16 protein-coding genes are annotated in these 16806 nt (G+C 69.9%); 3 read left to right on the top strand and 13 right to left on the bottom strand.

Annotated features, from left to right (window positions below; translation table 11 throughout):
- Nucleotides 1-13: 13 nt before the first annotated feature.
- From yvcK to VM938_07830, 3 genes are read right to left on the bottom strand one after another with little or no spacing between them, the layout of a single operon-like run.
- On the bottom strand, nt 14-898 hold the full coding sequence (gene yvcK / locus VM938_07840) for a uridine diphosphate-N-acetylglucosamine-binding protein YvcK (GenBank protein HVF74946.1): 885 nt from the start codon (nt 896-898) through the stop codon (nt 14-16).
- Nucleotides 895-1749, bottom strand: a complete 855-nt coding sequence (rapZ, locus tag VM938_07835; GenBank protein HVF74945.1) for an RNase adapter RapZ — start codon at nt 1747-1749, stop codon at nt 895-897. The genes yvcK and rapZ overlap by 4 nt, the downstream gene beginning before the upstream one ends.
- A 28-nt stretch (nt 1750-1777) precedes the next feature.
- On the bottom strand, nt 1778-2197 hold the full coding sequence (locus VM938_07830) for a hypothetical protein (GenBank protein ID HVF74944.1): 420 nt from the start codon (nt 2195-2197) through the stop codon (nt 1778-1780).
- 117 nt (nt 2198-2314) lie between these two features.
- On the opposite strand from VM938_07830, the gene VM938_07825 reads away from it, so the two are divergent.
- Nucleotides 2315-2593, top strand: coding sequence for a hypothetical protein (locus VM938_07825; GenBank protein ID HVF74943.1), 279 nt, complete (start codon nt 2315-2317; stop codon nt 2591-2593).
- Here the strand turns inward: VM938_07825 and VM938_07820 are convergent.
- The 7 genes from VM938_07820 to uvrC form a co-directional block, all read right to left on the bottom strand.
- The gene (locus VM938_07820; GenBank protein ID HVF74942.1) at nt 2579-3607 is read right to left on the bottom strand and encodes a sigma-70 family RNA polymerase sigma factor; all 1029 of its coding nucleotides are present in this window, start codon (nt 3605-3607) and stop codon (nt 2579-2581) included. The genes VM938_07825 and VM938_07820 overlap by 15 nt on opposite strands.
- 58 nt (nt 3608-3665) lie before the next feature.
- A complete protein-coding gene (locus VM938_07815; GenBank protein HVF74941.1) occupies nt 3666-5009 on the bottom strand; it encodes a helix-turn-helix domain-containing protein in 1344 nt (447 codons plus the stop codon).
- 42 nt (nt 5010-5051) lie between these two features.
- On the bottom strand, nt 5052-6347 hold the full coding sequence (locus tag VM938_07810) for a helix-turn-helix domain-containing protein (protein HVF74940.1): 1296 nt from the start codon (nt 6345-6347) through the stop codon (nt 5052-5054).
- Between the two features lie 114 nt (nt 6348-6461).
- The gene (locus tag VM938_07805) at nt 6462-7205 is read right to left on the bottom strand and encodes a class I SAM-dependent methyltransferase (protein ID HVF74939.1); all 744 of its coding nucleotides are present in this window, start codon (nt 7203-7205) and stop codon (nt 6462-6464) included.
- 4 nt (nt 7206-7209) lie between these two features.
- Nucleotides 7210-7947, bottom strand: a complete 738-nt coding sequence (locus tag VM938_07800) for a hypothetical protein (GenBank protein ID HVF74938.1) — start codon at nt 7945-7947, stop codon at nt 7210-7212.
- Between the two features lie 38 nt (nt 7948-7985).
- Entirely contained in the window at nt 7986-8438 is a 453-nt protein-coding gene (locus tag VM938_07795; GenBank protein HVF74937.1) for a hypothetical protein, read from the bottom strand.
- Between the two features lie 230 nt (nt 8439-8668).
- A complete protein-coding gene (gene uvrC / locus VM938_07790; protein ID HVF74936.1) occupies nt 8669-10528 on the bottom strand; it encodes an excinuclease ABC subunit UvrC in 1860 nt (619 codons plus the stop codon).
- 155 nt (nt 10529-10683) lie between these two features.
- Here uvrC and nadA point away from each other — a divergent pair, with 155 nt between their 5' ends.
- Nucleotides 10684-11778: a quinolinate synthase NadA gene (gene nadA, locus VM938_07785; GenBank protein HVF74935.1), complete on the top strand. Its 1095-nt coding sequence runs from the start codon at nt 10684-10686 to the stop codon at nt 11776-11778.
- 10 nt (nt 11779-11788) lie between these two features.
- Here nadA and VM938_07780 read toward each other — a convergent pair whose 3' ends face one another.
- From VM938_07780 to uvrA, 3 genes are read right to left on the bottom strand one after another with little or no spacing between them, the layout of a single operon-like run.
- Entirely contained in the window at nt 11789-12139 is a 351-nt protein-coding gene (locus VM938_07780) for a hypothetical protein (GenBank protein HVF74934.1), read from the bottom strand.
- The gene (locus VM938_07775) at nt 12133-13071 is read right to left on the bottom strand and encodes an MBL fold metallo-hydrolase (GenBank protein ID HVF74933.1); all 939 of its coding nucleotides are present in this window, start codon (nt 13069-13071) and stop codon (nt 12133-12135) included. The genes VM938_07780 and VM938_07775 overlap by 7 nt, the downstream gene beginning before the upstream one ends.
- Nucleotides 13068-15914, bottom strand: coding sequence for an excinuclease ABC subunit UvrA (gene uvrA / locus VM938_07770; protein ID HVF74932.1), 2847 nt, complete (start codon nt 15912-15914; stop codon nt 13068-13070). The genes VM938_07775 and uvrA overlap by 4 nt, the downstream gene beginning before the upstream one ends.
- 90 nt (nt 15915-16004) lie before the next feature.
- Here uvrA and VM938_07765 point away from each other — a divergent pair, with 90 nt between their 5' ends.
- Nucleotides 16005-16778 (top strand): VOC family protein, encoded by a 774-nt coding sequence (locus VM938_07765; protein ID HVF74931.1) that lies wholly within the window; start codon nt 16005-16007, stop codon nt 16776-16778.
- Nucleotides 16779-16806: the final 28 nt, after the last annotated feature.

Raw genomic sequence — 16806 nt, 5'->3', positions numbered from 1 at the left:
TCCTTCGACAGTCCTATCCGACCAGATCGGTCGGCAGCCCTGCCAGTTCCGACAGTGCGGCGGCCAGGGCCGCCGGGTCGTGCCCGGGGCCGTCGCGGCGGGCCAGCAGCCGCTCGATGCACGGTGTGCGCATGGCCCCGACGGCCAGTTCGGTGGGGTCGCAGACGACCACGTCGACCTCCACCCCGTGCGCCGTCAGCGCCTCCACGTGGGCGGCCACGTCGTAGCCCGCCGTCTCGGGAACCTGGGGCCGCAGGTTGCAGACGTAGACCTTGCGGGCTGGGGTCGCCTGCAGGGCGTCGCGGATGCCGGGCACAACGACGGCGGCCAGGATGCTGGTGAACAACGAACCGGGGCCGAGCACCACCTGGTCGGCCTCGGCGATGGCCTCGAGCGCCTCGTCGGGCGGGCGGGGGTCGGGAGGGACCAAGCCGACGCGGGAGATGCGGCCCGACTGCGCCACGTTCACCTGCCCCTGCACCTCGCCGCCCGCCGCTTCGGCCTTGAGCACGACGGGGGCGGTGGTGGCGGGCAGCACCCGGCCCACGGCGCCGATGGCCCGGCCCGCCTCGGCCAACGCCGAGGTGAAGTCGCCGGTCGCCGCCGCCAGTCCTGCGATCACCAGGTTGCCCACGGCGTGGCCCTGCAGCTCGCCCGCCTCGAAGCGGTGCTCGAAGGCCTTGGCCCACACCGACTCCGGTTCGCTCAGGGCGACCAGGCAGCGGCGGATGTCGCCAGGGGCGGAGATGCCCAGGGCCTCGCGCAAGCGACCCGACGAGCCGCCGTCGTCGGCCACCGACACGATGGCCGTGATGTCGGAGGCGTAGCGGCGCACGGCTTGGAGGGTGGCCGCCAGCCCGTGCCCGCCTCCCAGGGCCACGACGCGCACGGCGCTCACCGGTTCACGTCCCGGTGCGAGACAGAGGGCTTGAACCCGTGGGCTTCCACCCGCTTGGCCAGTTCCTCGGCCAGCACCACGCTGCGATGGCGGCCCCCCGTGCAGCCCACGGCTATCGACAGGTAGGCCTTGCCCTCCTTGCGGTAGGCGGGCAGCAGGAGCTCCAGCAGGTGGTCGAGCCGTTCGAGGAAGTCGTCGGTCTCGGGTTGGCCGAGCACGTAGTCGCGCACCGGCTCGTCGAGGCCGGTCAACGGGCGCAGCTCGTCGACCCAGTGCGGGTTGGGCAGGAAGCGGCAGTCGAACACGAGGTCCACGTCGAGGGGCAGGCCGTGCTTGTAGCCGAACGACACCACCGAGGTCTGCATGCCGAGGCCGCGCTCGTCGCGCTCGAACAGGTCGAGCAACCGGTCACGCAGTTGGTGGACGTTGAGGTCGCTGGTGTCGACCACGATGTCGGCCTGGGTCTTGATGGCCTCCAGCACTTCGCGCTCTTTGGTGATGCCTGCGAACACGCCCTCGGTGGCCAGCGGGTGGCGGCGCCTGGTGTTCTCGAAGCGCCGCACCAGCACGTCGTCGGCGGCGTCGAGGAACAGCACCCGCACGATGGCCCCCGACTCGCGCAGGTGGCCGACGGCTTCCGACAGCTCGGCCACGTACTCGCCGCCGCCCCGCCCGCTGACCAGCGCCACCCGCTCGGTCTCGGAGTCGGGCCGCCCCACGAGCTCGGCCACCTTGCCGATGAGCGACGGCGGCAGGTTGTCGATGACGAACCAGCCCGCGTCCTCCAGGGTGTCGGCTGCCGTCGAACGCCCCGCGCCCGACATGCCGGTGATGACGACGTATTCGCTCATGGCCGTCGCCATTCTCACACCTGCCGCGCTACCGGCTCGGGCAGACCTCCACCTGCGTGGCCAGCAGGCGCCGGATGCGCGGGTAGTGCACGAGCTCGTCGGGCGGGAAGTACAGGGTGAGCACCTGGTCGTACACGGCGCTGAACGTGTCGAGCGTGCCCAGCAGGACGCCGAAGAGGCGGTCGGGCGTCCCTTCGAAGCGGATGTGGGGGTCGAACCCGTACGAGCCCGCCAGCTCCACGTGGCCCGCCGCCGTGAACACCAGGCGATAGGTGTGCCGCCGCTCGCCGACGATGACGACCTCTACGCGCAGCGACCGCCCGTCGAGCACCGTGGCAATGTCGCCGCGCCGGTTGCGGAGCGCGCTGAGGAAGGGCAACACCATCCCGTCAGGCGCCCGGCGCAACTCTTCGATGAGCAGCCGAAGGCTGCCGTCCTTCTCTTCCACCTCGACCTGTGAACCTCCGTCGCGTTCTCGGGCTGTATATCGCTGAATGGCCTCTGTTCCTTCCGGTGGGCAAGACCTATTTTCCGAGGCCTTGTCGGCTGGGAAGGGGTCCCCGTAATGAACCGAATTGCCTTGACATGGCGCGTCGCCCTCGGCGTCGTCGTGCTGCTTGCTGCGCTCGCGCCGAGCAGTCCGGCGGCGGCCGACTGCGTGACTGCGGAGGTCGCCGTGCACCGCGCCGGCCAGTCGAACATCACCGTGGTGCCCGCGGGCACCTGCGTGGTTCCGACGCCGTGGCCGCAGGTGCTCGGCCTCGGCGGCGACCACACCCGCCATGAAGCACCCAACGGCGCCCCCAACGGCGTCACCGTGCGGGTCTGGCTACCTGTTCCCTGACGGGACCTCGCGGTAGAGCGGGCATGTCGGCGCCAGGAGGCCGCTGCGCGAGCACTTGAAGGTCACTGTGGCCCGGGTCGTGCTGGGACCAGTGGCATCGGCGGTGTCGACGGTGAGGTCGACGGCGCTCTCGTCGGGCGCCAGCGTCACGTCGGCACCCGCCTCGACGGCGGGTGCCGGGCGTTCGGGCGTGCCCGGGCCGGGCTTCGGTGCCGTCGCCCCTGGAGCGGGCCGCGCGGCCAAGGCTGCGGGGGCGGGGGCGGGCGCGGGCGCGGCGGCGCCATCGGTCGCCGTCGCTGCGGCAGGAGGCGAGGCGGCCGCCACCGTGGCCCGCCCGCCGCTCGGGGCCAACGAGGCCACCGCCACCAAGCCGATGGCCACCGAGGTGCCCGCCAATTCGGCGAGCGGCAGGTGCCCGAGCATCGCGTGGGTGCGGGCCACGCGCATGCGGAGCCGGGTGCCGAGGCCGGCGAAGACGGCGAGCCCGCCGCGTTCGTAGGCCTGCATGCCGGCCCGGAGGCGTTCTCGGGCCCGGTTCAATGCCGAGGTCAAGGCCTCGGGCGTGACCCCTTCGGACCGGGCCATCTCGTCGTAGGTGAGCTCGTGCACGCCGCGCAGGACCAGCAGGCGCCGGTGCCGGGGCGACAGGCGCGAGAAGGCCCAGCGCACGGCTTGGCGCGACGCCAGCGCGGCCACGTGCTCGTCGGACCCGGGCACCTCGCCGTTGTCGGCCGCCGCCCACTCGGCCACCAACGACAGCGGGTCGACCTCGGGGCCGGGGGGCGGCTCGCGCCGGTAGACGTCGACCGAGGCCCGCCGGGCCAGGGCGCGCAGCCACTTGCCGTCGGGCTCGTACGGCGAGCGAATGGCCCGGAGGTAGGTCTCCTGCAGTGCGTCGTCGACCAAGTGCCGGTTCGCCATGCGCCGGCCGATGAAACGGCGAAGCGCAGGCTCGTGCTGTTCGACGATGTCGTGCCAGTCGTCGCCAGCACCCTCAGCCGTTGTGATGCTCACAGAAATCCCCCCACTGCGTCCGCCGTTTGCCTGTAAGGGTAACCCCGGGCCGGGCGGTTCAAGCAGGCCGGGCGCGCACCCGCGGCGGGGGGCCGTCGTCGAGGGTGGCCAGTTCCGCCTTGGCCACCCACCGCAGCCGCATGGCGAGCTCGAGGTGCATGCGTTCGGCAGGCACGTCGAGGCGCAGCCCGGTCAACTGCTCGATGCGGTTGAGCCGGTAGCGGATGGAGTTCTGGTGCAGGTGCAGGTCGCCTGCGGCCTCGGCGATACGGCCGCGGCGGCGGTACACGACGTCGAGCGTCTCGAGCAGTTCGTGGGCCTTGTGGGGAGGCAGGTCGAGGACGGGGCCGAGCATGTCGCGCACGAACTCCAACCGCTCGGCCAGGGGAATGCCCGCCAGGACGGCGTAGAGCCGCAGGTCTTTCACGGTGACGACGCCGCTCTCCGCGCCCGCCGAGTGGGCCAGCGACAGGTAGCGCTGGGCGCGCCGGTAGAGGTGGGCGAGGGCGTTGGTGTGCGGCGTGGGGTCGACGGGCACGACCACCAGCCGGTGGCGCACGGCCACCTCGGTCACCGTGGCCATGGCCGCTGTCCACGCCGTGGTGGAGGCAACGGGCAGGACCGTCACCACGTGCAGGACAGGCAGGGTGCGCATGGGGCCTTCCACGGCACCGGGCACGCTCGCCGCCAGGTCGGACGCCGCGGCGCGCAGGCCCTCGGTGTCGGACGGGCCGCCGGGCAGGAGCATGAGGAGGCCGCACAGTCGCCCCAAGTCGTGGCCGAGGGCGCCCGCCTGCGAACGGATCTCGGCGTCGGCCTCCCACTGCCCCTCGAGCAGGCGGTCGACAAAGGCGGCTTGAGCCCGGACCTGGCCACTCACCCGCTGCTCGCGTTCGGTGGCGTAGCCGGTCTCCAGCGCGTCGAGCACGTCGTGCATGAACTGCATGTGCCGCAGCGACAGGTCGCGCACGAGGGCCAGGCCGGCGTCGTCGTCGTCGGCCGCCAGGTCGAGGAGGCGCTCCCATGCCACTCGCAGGGCGGCGCGCACACGGTCGACCATGTGGTCGGCAGGCACGCCTTGGCGGGCTCGTTGGGCGCCGATGACGTGGACGGTGACGAGCTCGTCGGGACGAAGGTCACGGCGTTCTTCGAGCACGCGGACGAACAGAGCGGCCACTCGGCGGAAGTCGGCTCGGACCTCGGCCAAGTCGGGGCGGCCGTAGGAGGGCCATCGCTCCTCGGCGGCCGCGTGCATGTCGTCGACGAGGTCGGACAGCACGTCGCCCAATCGTTCGACGACGGACGTCACCAGCACGGCACTTCGGTGCTGCTGCAACGGCTGCTCCTCCGGTACGGGGGGACGGTGGGTGCCGCCGGCGCCGCCCCGGGGAGGACGACGCATCGGCGTCACTTTGGCAAGAACCGGCGCCCGTTACCAGTGGGCTCAGGCATTCCCTGCTTCATCGGGCTGCGCTTCGTCGTCGTAGACGGCCAGTTCTTGGCGCATGAGCTCGTACAGCGCCAGCGCAACTTCCACCCGGAGACGGTCGGCCGCGTCGCGGAAGTTCAGCCCCAACAGGGCCTGTGTGCGGTCGAGGCGATAGCGCACCGAGTTGCGGTGGAGCTGGAGGTCGGCGGCCCGCTCGTCGAGGCGGCCCGCCGCTCGGCCCCGGAAGTAGGCCTGCATGGTGGCGACGGCGTCGCGGGCTTTGCCGCTGGGGAGGTCGAGCACCGGCCCCAGGACGCGGCGTGTGTAGCCCATGCGAGCCTCGAGCGGCAGCTCGCGTAGGAGTCGGAAGAGCTCGGTCTCGCCCGTGGTGACGACTGCGCCCGGTCCCCTGCCCAAGGCCCGGGCGGGGGCGACCTCCGCCTCCAGGGTTCGCGCCGCAGCAGCCAACCCTCGGTGGTCGTGCGTCGACTGGTCGACCAGCACCAGCACGTCGAGCCCGGCGGCGATCTCCGCCACCCTGGCGCGGGCGGCGGCCGGGTCGACGTGGGAGGCGATGACGGGCACGTACCGGAAGGCCTCACCGCGAAGCCGCCCGGCGCACGCGTTGGGCACGGCGGCCGCCACCTGCCGGGCCGCTTCGTCAAGGCAGCGGTAGCCGTCGGGGCTCACGGGGACGACGAACAGCAGGGCGAGCGGGTCGCTCACCTCCACCCCGAGGGCGTCGGCCGTGCGCAGCACGTCGCGGCGGTTCACCCACCGGCCGTCGACGAGCATGTCGACGATGTCGGCGACGCCGTAGATGCGGCCGATCTCCCCGTGGCGCCGCTCGAGGGCGAAGCCGGAGAGCACGGCGTCGCGTACGGCCGCCGCGAAGGTGTGGGCCTGGCTGCCGATGTCGGCCACCACGGCGGCAGCGATCGGCGGGACGGGGGGCTGCTGGACGACTTCGCGGACGAAGCGCCACAGCACCTCCATGGTGATGTCGACGGTGTCGCTGACGGCCTCCAGCGACACGCCGTGGCGCGCCCGTTCCGCACCCATCCGGTGCAGCGCTTCGCGTTCGGCCCCGCTCAGCGGGGTGCCGTTGGCGATGAAGCCGATGAAGCCGTCCACTGTGCCTCGGATGCGGGCGCGCAGCTTCTCGACGTCGGCGAACCCTGCGGCTTCGTGCAGGGCGCCGACTTCGGCGTACAGGTTCGACGTGATGGCGTCCACCGATTCGTCTGCTCGCGCCCGCAAGCGGGACGCCAGCTCAGATCGGAAGGCGACGATGGAAAGCAGCTCAGCCATGACCACGTTGTGGGTTCTCCTCCGTTCCGTGAGCGCGTAGGCATAACCAAATAACGTGCGACTAGGCACCACGTCGCGTTATTTCTTTAAAAAGCTTTCCCCGAAGGGCGCGTTTCAGTCTGATTTGTGCGCGCGCACGAAGAGAAGGCGAGGTATAGCTGCCGCCTGTTCGTACTCTGCCGCCCGCGCCAAGAAGCCGGGCGGCGGGGCGGGCTCGTCCATGCGGACGATCGACAGGCCGTTCTCGGCGAGGGCGTTCACGTACCGCGACAGCGGGCGGTGGATGAAGGGGATGAAGACGCCCTTCTCGACCTCTTCGACCGTCTTGTCCTCGTGGAGGTAGAGGCCGATGCGCCAGTACTGCTCCTCCAGAATGCGATCGTCGATCCAGCCACTTCCAGGCGTCTGGAGCAGGGGGTGGTTGAGGAAGAACAGGAAGCGGCCGCCCGGTTGCAGGACGCGGGCCACCTCGGCGATGGCTTGGTCGACGTCGTCGATGTGCTCGAAGACGAGGCAGGCCACGACGGCGTCGAACGACTGGGCTGCGAACGGGAGCTGGGCGGCGCCGGCGCGGGCGTAGTCGGGGCCGTGGGCGCGTTGCTTGGCCGTCGCGATCTGGGCCCAGGTGGGGTCGACGCCCACGACGGTGGTGGCGTCGGCCCGGTTGACGGCGAGGCGGGCGATCTGGCCCTCACCGGTGCCGACGTCGAGGACCCGGGTGGTCCCTGCCAGGTGGGCGGCCGCCATGGGGAGGATCTGCTCCTCGTACTCGGCGTCGGCTCCTTCGGTGAAGCCTGCTTGCCACCAGTCGGCGTGGCTCTCCCAGAGGTCGTCGGTGTCGGGTGCGTCGTCGGTCACCCGGTCAACGATTGCGGACCGGCTGCACCTGCTCCACTCGGAGGGTCAACGTGCTGCCCGTCTGCAGGTCGTCGAGGGTGCCGCCCGGGCTGCCTCCGCCTGCCGTCCAGGTGGCCGACCACCGTTGCGTGACCCGGATGGTGACGGCCGTGGTGGCGCGGTCGTAGACGTGGGTGACGTCGCCGTCGGGCCAAGCGCCGCCCTGCGAGGTGGTCGTCGTCGGCGGGCTGCCGTCGCCCCAGTCGACGACGTAGCGAGAGGTGGCGTTGATGTCGACGGCGGGGCCGAGCGGGTTGTCGACGTGGAAGGTTGTCGCCTTGGCGCCGGCGATCTGGAGGAACACCCGCTTGCCCGCCACCGCGTAGTCGGGGGTGACGTCGAGCGTGGGAGCCGGGAGTTGCCGACTGGCCCAGAAGTCACGAGCCAGTTGCTCAGGGGTCGGCGGCGCCGGCGCCCCCGCCCCAGTGGGGCAGGGCGGCAGGGATGCGAGGCCGTCTCCTGCCACTGCGTTAGGGCTGTAGACGGAGTTGTAAGCCGCCGCTTCGGCCGCGTCGGTGGTCGAGTGGTATGCCCAGCACAGCCCGTCGGGGCCGACATCGACGGAGCGATACGAGTACCACTGCTCACTACTCCCACCGCCGCCGCCTCCCCCTCCTGAAGCGCCAGGTGCGCTGTCTGTAACAGCAATTCCTCCGGAGCCGTAGTTATCTGCCACCGGCAATGCTGCGGCAACTCCAGGCATCAACAAGGTGCCTAAGCAGGCCGCCTTTACCACAGTGATCAGTTTGCGGAACATGGCTCGCTTGGCTCGACACCGGTTGAGGTCCACCCGTCATAAGATAAGACCCATGGCGTCGGATTTAATCCGTTAGTGGCGCCACCTTTCGGGATGAGTGCAATATATCGCTGAGGCGTCGTTGCAGGGATTCCATTGCGTACGAGGCTAAAGTCTCGAATGACGGCCGCGATAACACACTCTCGATCGTGTTTCACTAGTGATGTGACCGTCACCGTGGGGTCACCTGGCGTAGACGCCAGGGTCGCGAAGCCGTCGAGTGCCTCCCGGCTCCAAGACTGCTGCGCTAGTCGGAAGAAGCGATCGCCGTAGATGGCGGCGAGGCGATCCAGGAAGTCCTGGGTGATCTTTCGTTCGCGGGCGAGGATGCGGATGGCGTCGCCGTAGACGTGGTCGAGGGCGGCCATCACCTTCTCCACGTAGGCCGCGTCGATCACGGCAGGCACCGAATAGTCAGGCAGCGTGGAGGCCGTCGTGGAGACGCGCGGCGGCAAGGTCGTGTTGGCACCACTTCCCCCTCCCCCGTCGCACGCCCCCAGCAGCAGAGCGGCTACGAGGGCCACCCTCGCACCCCGCATGGCGCCATCCAAACGCGCCATGTCATCTCATGTCAAGCGGTTCTGTGTGCAGAAAGTGTCGCCAGGCGACCTTTTTTGCACAGAGAAGGTCAGGTGGGGCCGTGAAGCTTGGCATGCACGGCGTCGGCGACGGCGTCGGGGAGCCAGGGCAGCGCTCGCAGCGTCTCCAGCGACGCCGCCTTGACGGCGCCGACCCCGCCGAGCTCCTTGAGCAGCCGCTTCCGCCGGGTCGGTCCCAGCCCGGGGATGTCGTCGAGCACCGATGTCGTCATGCGCTTGCCCCGCAGCTGCCGGTGGTACGAGATGGCGAACCGGTGGGCCTCGTCGCGCACCCGTTGCAACAGGTACAGGGCCTCCGACTGGCGAGGGATGCGCACCGGGTCGGCCCGCCCCGGCAGGTACACCTCCTCGAACTGCTTGGCCAGGGCGGCCACGGGGATCTCGTCCTCCAACCCCAGCTCCTCCACCACCTTGAGGGCCACCCCCAACTGGCCCTTGCCCCCGTCGACCAGCAACAACTGCGGCGGGTAGGCGAACTTTCGAGGCCGTTCCGACAGCGGGTTGTCGCGCTCGGCCAACAGCGCAGTGAGACGCCGAGTCAGCACCTCTTCCATGGCCGCGTAGTCGTCGTTCCCGGCCACCGCTTTCACCTTGAACCGGCGGTACTCCGACTTCTTCGCCAACCCGTCTTCCATGACGACCATGGATCCCACATAGTCGGTGCCTTGGATATGCGACATGTCAAAGCACTCAATTCGTAGCGGAGCTTCCGGCAGTCCAAGCGCCTCTTGCAGCGCATTCAATGCACGGGCCCGGGCGTTGTGGTCGGCCGACCGACGCAGGCGATGCCGTGTGAACTCCTCGGCCGCATTTCGGGTGACCGTCTCGTGCAGCGCCCGCTTGTCGCCCCGCTGCGGCACCCGCACCGTCACCCGCGACCCCCGCAGCGACGACAGCCACGACTCGTAGAACCCGGGGTCGTCGGGCAGGTCGGGCACCAGCACCTCCCGGGGGATGCCCAACGTGGGGTCGCCTGCGTAGAGCTGCTCAAGGATCTCGGCCACCAACTGCGGCCGGTCGAGGTCCTCCACCTTGTCGATCACGAACCCCTTGCGGCCGCTCACCCGCCCCTTGCGCACCCAGAAGACCTGGACGGCCGCCTCCAGCTCGTCCTCCACCAGCCCGATGACGTCGATGTCCTCCGACCGGTCGAGCACCATCTGCTGCTTCTCGATGGCCCGGCGCACGGTGGTGAGCCGGTCGCGCAGCCGGGCCGCCCGTTCGAACTCCAGCTCGCTCGCCGCCTCCCGCATCGACGATTCAAGCCGCTGCACCACCTCGGCGGTGTCGCCGTCGAGGAACGAGATGAGCTCGCCCACCAGCCGGTCGTACTCCTCCCGCCCCACCTCCCCCACGCACGGCCCGCTGCACTTCTCGATGTGGAACAGCAGGCACGGCCGGCCCTGGCGCTCGTGGCGCCCGAACTTGTTGTCGGAACACGTGCGCACCGGAAACGTGCGCAGCAGCAGGTCGAGCGTCTCGCGGATGGCGTAGGCGTGGGCGTAGGGGCCGAAGTACCGCACCCCCTTGCGCTTCTGCCCCCGCATGACCATGGCCCGGGGCCACTCGTCGTCGAGGGTGACGGCCAGGAACGGGTAGCTCTTGTCGTCGCGCAGCCGCACGTTGAAGCGGGGTTGGTGCTGCTGGATGAGGTTGTACTCCAGGTGCAGCGCCTCGACCTCGTTGCGCACCTCGATCCACTCGACGGAGGCGGCGGCGGCCACCATCTGGGCCGTTCGGGGCGGCAGCGACGTCTGGAAGTAGTTCGACAGGCGGGACCGCAGCGACTTGGCCTTGCCCACGTAGACCACGCGCCCGTCCCGGTCCTTGAACTGGTAGGACCCAGGGCAGTCGGGGATGGTCCCGGCGGGGGGGCGGACAACGGCCACCTGTCAGGAATAGCAGCCCGGCGCGTACACTTGTACTCAGTGCCGGCCTGGTATCCGGCGACATATCGAGCTCCGAGGCCGACAACCCCGCGGATGGGCGACCAGGCTGTCCCCGCCGGCCGTTAATCGGAGCTGTTCCCACGAAGGGACTCAACATGCTCCGGCTCCAGACGCCCCTCCCCGAGGGGTTCACCGACGCAACCGAAGACGACCTTGCCCGACGCATCGCCGCGGCCAAGGAAACCCTGGGTGACCGCCTGCTCGTGCTCGGCCACCACTACCAGCGCGACGAGGTCATGCGCTGGGCCGACCTGCGAGGCGACTCCTTCGGCCTCAGCCGGATGGCCGCCGACAACCGGGCCGCCGAGTACATCGTGTTCTGCGGCGTGCATTTCATGGCCGAGTCGGCCGACATCCTCACCGCCGACCACCAGCAGGTCGTCCTCCCCGACCTCAACGCCGGGTGCTCGATGGCCGACATGGCCGACCTGGAGTCGGTGGAAGAGGCGTGGGACGCCCTGGCCGACGTCACCGACGTCGAGCGCATCGTGCCCATCACCTACATGAACTCGTCGGCGGCGCTCAAGGCGTTCGTGGGCCGCAAGGGCGGGGCGGTGTGCACGTCGTCGAACGCCCGCGCCGTGCTCACCTGGGCGCTCGAGCGGGGTGACAAGGTGCTGTTCTTCCCCGACCAGCACCTGGGGCGCAACACCGGCTACCAGCTGGGCTTCACCGAGGCCGACATGCGGGTGTGGAACCCCCGCCTCGACCTGGGCGGCCTGGCCGAGAAGGACGTCAAGGAAGCCACCTTCCTGCTGTGGAAGGGGCACTGCTCGGTGCACCAGCGCTTCCGGCCCGAGCACGTGGCCGCCTTCCGCGCCGAACACCCCGACGGCATCGTGCTGGCCCACCCCGAGTGCGCCCGCGACGTGGTGGAGCTGGCCGACGAGGTGGGCTCGACCGACGCCATCATCAAGGCCGTGGCCGCCGCCCCGGTGGGCTCGACCATCGCCGTGGCCACCGAGATCCACCTGGTGCAGCGCCTCGCCGCCGACACGCCCGACAAGACCGTGGTGTCGCTCGACCCGCTCATCTGCCCGTGCTCGACCATGTTCCGCATCGACGCCGCCCACCTGGCCTGGGTGCTGGAGAACCTGGTCGAGGGACGAGTGGTGAACCGCATCACCGTCGACCCCGACACCACCGAGTGGGCCAAGGTGGCGCTGGAGCGAATGCTGTCGATCGTCTGACGAGGGCTCGTCAGGGGCCCGTTGGATTGAGGCCGCACCACTTCCAGGTCGTGCCCTCGCGAACGATGACCGCTTCGTATGTGTGCGTCTGCCCGCCGCGGGTGGCGTCGAACACCACCCGGCCGTCCCGGTTGTCGAGTGTGGTCGTGCGCACGATCCGATAGCCGTCCACGCCGCTGAAGTCGTCGGGCGAGGTGGAGAGCTGCTTGCACGTGGCCGGCGTCTCGCCCCGGCGCACGGCGTCGAGGTAGGTGCTCACCGCGGCGCCGGGGTCGACCCTGGGCTCGAACAGGCGGTTGACGAACACGCCCACCACCACGAGGGCCAGGACGACGCCGACGACGCGCAGGAACTTCAGCAACAGCCGCCGGCGATGCGACGTTGCTGTGCCGCAGTGGCCATGGCACCGAACGCGGTGAAGGCGTCGACGCCCGGCTCTTCGCCGTCGATCTCCTTGTAGACGGCGAGCAGGTTGAGGGCGGTGCGTTCGTAGTCGACCCACGTGGTGTAGCGGCCCAGATCGAGGCGGGCGTAGGCCTCCTCCACCGGAAGGCCCTCGTCGTGCAGGGCCTGGCCTTGGTCGGTAAGTGCCCGGAAGTAGCCGGCCATCTCGCGCAGCGCCTCGGGGCCGGCGACGGGGCCGTGCCCGGGCACCACCACGGCGGGGTCGAGCGACAGCATGTCGTCGAGGGCGGCCAACCACGTGGTGATGGTGCCGTCCCACACCAGCGGGCACACCCGGTAGAACACCAGGTCGCCGGTGAACAGCACCCGTTCGTCGGGCACCCACGCCACGCAGTCGCCCAAGGTGTGGGCGGGGCCGTAGTGGCGCAGCACCGCCTGGCGGCCACCGACGTCGACGGCCTGTTCGGCCTCGAACGTCTCGGTGGGCGGCGTGAGCGTGATGCCGTTGAAGTCGAAGGGCGCGAAGGCGCGCTGGAGGTACTCGATCGTCGGGTCGCCTCCGCTGTCGCCCTCGACGATCCCGGCCAGGAAGGCGGGCGACGGGCCGTTGACCATCTGGTCGCGGCACATGGCGTGGGAGACGAGGCGGGCGTCGGCCACCAACTCGTTGCCCCAGCAGTGATCGCCGTTGAAGTGGGTGTTGACCACGACGGTCGGCCGCTGCGGCAGGGCGTCGAGCAGCGCCCGGGTGCGAGGCAGGTCGAAGAAGGTGTCGACCAAGAGGGCCTGGCCGTCGTCGCCCACCACCAGTCCGGCGTTGCTGAGCCCCCATCCCCCGTCGCCTTGCACGTAGGCGTAGGTGCGGGGCGCGACCTCAGACAGGCTCATGAGATCCCGAGCAGCGGGGCCAGGAACCGGCCCGTATGGCTGTCGGGCGTCTTGGCCACCTGCTCCGGCGTTCCTTCGACCACCACGCGTCCTCCCCCGTCGCCGCCTTCCGGCCCCATGTCGACGATCCAGTCTGCCGTCTTGATGACGTCGAGGTTGTGTTCGATGACCAAGACGGTGTTGCCCTGGTCGACCAGGCGCGACAACACGTTGAGCAGCTTGCGGATGTCCTCGAAGTGCAGGCCCGTGGTGGGCTCGTCGAGGATGTAGATGGTGTGGCCGGTGGAGCGCTTCGACAATTCGGAAGCCAGCTTCACCCGCTGGGCCTCGCCGCCGCTGAGGGTCGGCGCGGGCTGGCCCAGGCGCACGTAGCCGAGGCCGACGTCGACCAGCGTCTGCATGTGGCGGGCGATCGACGGCTGGTTGGCGAAGAACTCCAACGCCTCCTCGCACGGCATGTCGAGGACCTCGGAGATGTTCTTGCCCTTGAACTCGATGTCGAGGGTGTCGCGGTTGTAGCGGGCGCCCTTGCACACCTCGCACGGCACGTAGACGTCGGGCAGGAAGTGCATCTCGATCTTGATGGTGCCGTCGCCTGCGCACGCCTCGCACCGGCCGCCCTTGACGTTGAAGGAGAAGCGGCCGGGCAGGTACCCCCGGACCTTGGCCTCCTGCGTCTGGCTGAACAGCTTGCGGATGGAGTCGAACACGCCGGTGTAGGTGGCGGCGTTGGAGCGGGGCGTGCGGCCGATGGGCGACTGGTCGATGTTGATGACCTTGTCGAGGTACTCCCCGCCCTCGATCTTGGTGTGGCGGCCGGGCACCATCTTCGAGCGGTAGATGCGCTGCATCAGCGACCGGTAGAGGATGTCGTTGACGAGGGTCGACTTGCCGCTGCCCGACACGCCGGTGACGGTGACGAAGCAGCCCAGCGGGAACTCCACGTCGATGCCCTTGAGGTTGTGCTCGCGGGCGCCCCGCACGGTGAGCCACTCGTTGCCCGGTTGGCGGCGGATGGCGGGCACGGGGATCGACCGCTTGCCCGACACGTACTGGCCGGTGAGCGACTTGCGGCTCTTGAGCAGTCCTGCGAGCGCGCCGGAGTAGACGACCTCGCCGCCGTGCTCGCCCGCCCCGGGGCCGATGTCGACGATGTGGTCGGCGATGCGGATGGTGTCCTCGTCGTGTTCGACGACGATGACGGTGTTGCCCAGTTCCCGCAGGCGGATGAGGGTGTCGATGAGGCGGCGGTTGTCGCGCTGGTGGAGGCCGATAGACGGCTCGTCGAGCACGTAGAGCACGCCGACCAGGCCGCTGCCGATCTGGCTGGCCAGGCGGATGCGCTGGGCCTCGCCGCCCGCCAGGGTGCCCGCGCTGCGGTTGAGGGTGAGGTAGTCGAGGCCGACGTCGAGCAGGAACTGCATGCGGGCCCGGATCTCGCGCAGCACCCGCTCGGCGATGAGCGAGTCGCGCTCCGACAGCTCCATCTCGTTGAGGACCTTGGCCGCCTTGCCGATCGACAGGTCGCACAGCTCGAAGATGTTGCGGCCGTCGACCGTCACCGCCAACGACTCGGGCTTGAGCCGGGCACCGCCGCACGTGGGGCACGGCACCTCGCGCATGTAGCCCTCGATCTGCTCGCGCATGAAGTCGGACTCGGCCTCGCTGTGCCGGCGCTGCAGGTAAGGGACGACGCCTTCGTAGTGGGTGAAGTAGGAGCGGGTGCGGCCGTAGCGGTTGCGGTACTGGACGTGCACCTGCTTGGTGCCCGAGCCGTACAGCAGGACTTTCTGGTCGGCCTTCTTGAGCTTCTGCCACGGGGTGGTGGTCTTGAAGCCGAAGGTGTCGGCCACCGCGCTCAGCACGCGGCCGAAGTATTCGGTGCGGTTTCCCGACCAGGGGGCGATGGCGCCGTCGTCGATGGTGAGCTCGGGGTTGGGCACGACGAGGTCGGGGTCGACCTCGTACTTGGTGCCGAGGCCGACGCAGGCGGGGCAGGCGCCGTAGGGCGAGTTGAAGCTGAAGTTGCGGGGAGCCAGCTCGTCGAAGCTGAGGCCGCAGTTGGGGCAGGCCAGGTGCTGGCTGAAGGTGAGGATCTCGTCCTCGTTGCGCTCGTCCTCGTCCCTGGGGACGAGCTGCACCTCGGCCACGCCTTCGGCCAGCCGAAGCGCCGTCTCCAGGGAGTCGGTGAGGCGGCGCTCGATGCCGTCGCGTTTGACCAAGCGGTCGACGACGACCTCGATGGTGTGCTGCTCGTAGCGGGCCAGCTTGGGGGGGTCGGCCAGCTCGTGGATCTCGCCGTCGATGCGGGCCCGGACATAACCCGACTTGGCCAGTTCCTCCAGCAGGCCCTCGTACTCGCCCTTGCGGCCCCGCACCACGGGGGCGAGGACCTGGAAGCGGGTGCCCTCCGGGAGCTCGAGGATGCGGTCGACGATCTGCTGGGGGGTCTGGCGGCTGACGGCGGCGCCGCAGTTGGGGCAGTGGGGCTGGCCGATGCGCGCCCACAAGAGGCGGAGGTAGTCGTAGACCTCGGTGATGGTGCCGACGGTCGAACGGGGGTTGCGGGAGGCCGACTTCTGGTCGATGGAGATGGCGGGGCTGAGGCCCTCGATGAAGTCGACGTCGGGCTTGTCCATCTGCCCGAGGAACTGGCGGGCGTAGGCGCTCAGCGACTCGACGTAGCGGCGCTGGCCCTCGGCGTAGATGGTGTCGAAGGCGAGGGAGGACTTCCCCGAGCCGGACAACCCCGTGAACACGATGAGCTTGTCACGAGGCAGATCCAGCGAGACGTTCTTGAGGTTGTGCTCCCGGGCGCCGCGGATGACCAGGCGGTCGGACATTGCCTCCCAGGATATCCGCGATATCCCTTGATCGAACGCACGTTCGAGGATTAGGGTCTGGCCGTTGCTCGAAAAAGGGGAGGAAATCCAATGCCTGCGTTCACCGAGTACGCCCCGGGTACGCCCTCGTGGGTTGACCTGGCCAGCACCGACCTGCCGGGGTCGATCGCCTTCTACGGCGCGCTGTTCGGGTGGGAAGCGGCCGACCAGGGGCCGGAGGCGGGGGGCTACACCATCTTCATGAAGGACGGGAAGGCGGTGGCCGGGTTGGGGCCGCAGTTTGCCGAGGGGGCGCCGCCCAACTGGGCCACCTACGTGTCGGTGGCTGATGTCGAGGCCGCCGTGGGGTTGGTACGCGAGGCGGGCGGCACGGTGTTCGTGGAGCCGATGGACGTGCTCGATGCCGGGCGCATGGCGGTGTGCGCGGACCCCACCGGAGCCGGGTTCTCGTTGTGGCAGCCGGGGGCGCACATTGGGGCGGAGCTGGCCAACGAGCCGGGGGCGTTTTGCTGGAACGAGCTCAACACCCGCGACTCGGAGACGGCGGCGGCCTTCTACGGGGCGGTCTTCGGGTGGAAGGGCAAGACAAGCGAGGGCGGGGGCGGCTACACCGAGCTCCAGCTCGAGGGGAAGTCGATCGCCGGGATGGTCGACATCACCGAGCGGGTACCGGCCGAGGTGCCTGCGCACTGGATGACCTACTTCGGCGTCGAGTCGTGCGACGCCGCCGTGGCCACGGTGCAGGAGCTGGGCGGGTCGTTGACGGTGGGGCCGATCGACATGGCCGGCGTGGGCCGCTTCGCGGTGGTCACCGACCCGCAGGGGGCGCACTTCGCCGTGTTCGAGATGCCACCGGGCGGCTGAGGTCCGGCGGTCGGGCGGGGGGCGCCGG

It is taken from the genome of Acidimicrobiales bacterium, assembly GCA_035536915.1.
Taxonomy (GTDB): domain Bacteria; phylum Actinomycetota; class Acidimicrobiia; order Acidimicrobiales; family JAHWLA01; genus JAHWLA01.
This window is presented reverse-complemented; position numbering and strand designations above follow the sequence as displayed.

Excerpts from the sequence above, each read along its gene's own strand:
- VM938_07810 (HVF74940.1), bottom strand. The coding sequence starts at position 6,347 with ATGGCTGAGCTGCTTTCCATCGTCGCCTTCCGATCTGAGCTGGCGTCC.
- VM938_07765 (HVF74931.1), top strand. The coding sequence starts at position 16,005 with ATGCCTGCGTTCACCGAGTACGCCCCGGGTACGCCCTCGTGGGTTGAC.
- uvrA (HVF74932.1), bottom strand. The coding sequence starts at position 15,914 with ATGTCCGACCGCCTGGTCATCCGCGGCGCCCGGGAGCACAACCTCAAG.
- VM938_07825 (HVF74943.1), top strand. The coding sequence starts at position 2,315 with ATGAACCGAATTGCCTTGACATGGCGCGTCGCCCTCGGCGTCGTCGTG.
- nadA (HVF74935.1), top strand. The coding sequence starts at position 10,684 with ATGCTCCGGCTCCAGACGCCCCTCCCCGAGGGGTTCACCGACGCAACC.
- VM938_07775 (HVF74933.1), bottom strand. The coding sequence starts at position 13,071 with ATGAGCCTGTCTGAGGTCGCGCCCCGCACCTACGCCTACGTGCAAGGC.
- VM938_07800 (HVF74938.1), bottom strand. The coding sequence starts at position 7,947 with ATGCCTGGAGTTGCCGCAGCATTGCCGGTGGCAGATAACTACGGCTCC.
- rapZ (HVF74945.1), bottom strand. The coding sequence starts at position 1,749 with ATGAGCGAATACGTCGTCATCACCGGCATGTCGGGCGCGGGGCGTTCG.
- VM938_07815 (HVF74941.1), bottom strand. The coding sequence starts at position 5,009 with ATGCGTCGTCCTCCCCGGGGCGGCGCCGGCGGCACCCACCGTCCCCCC.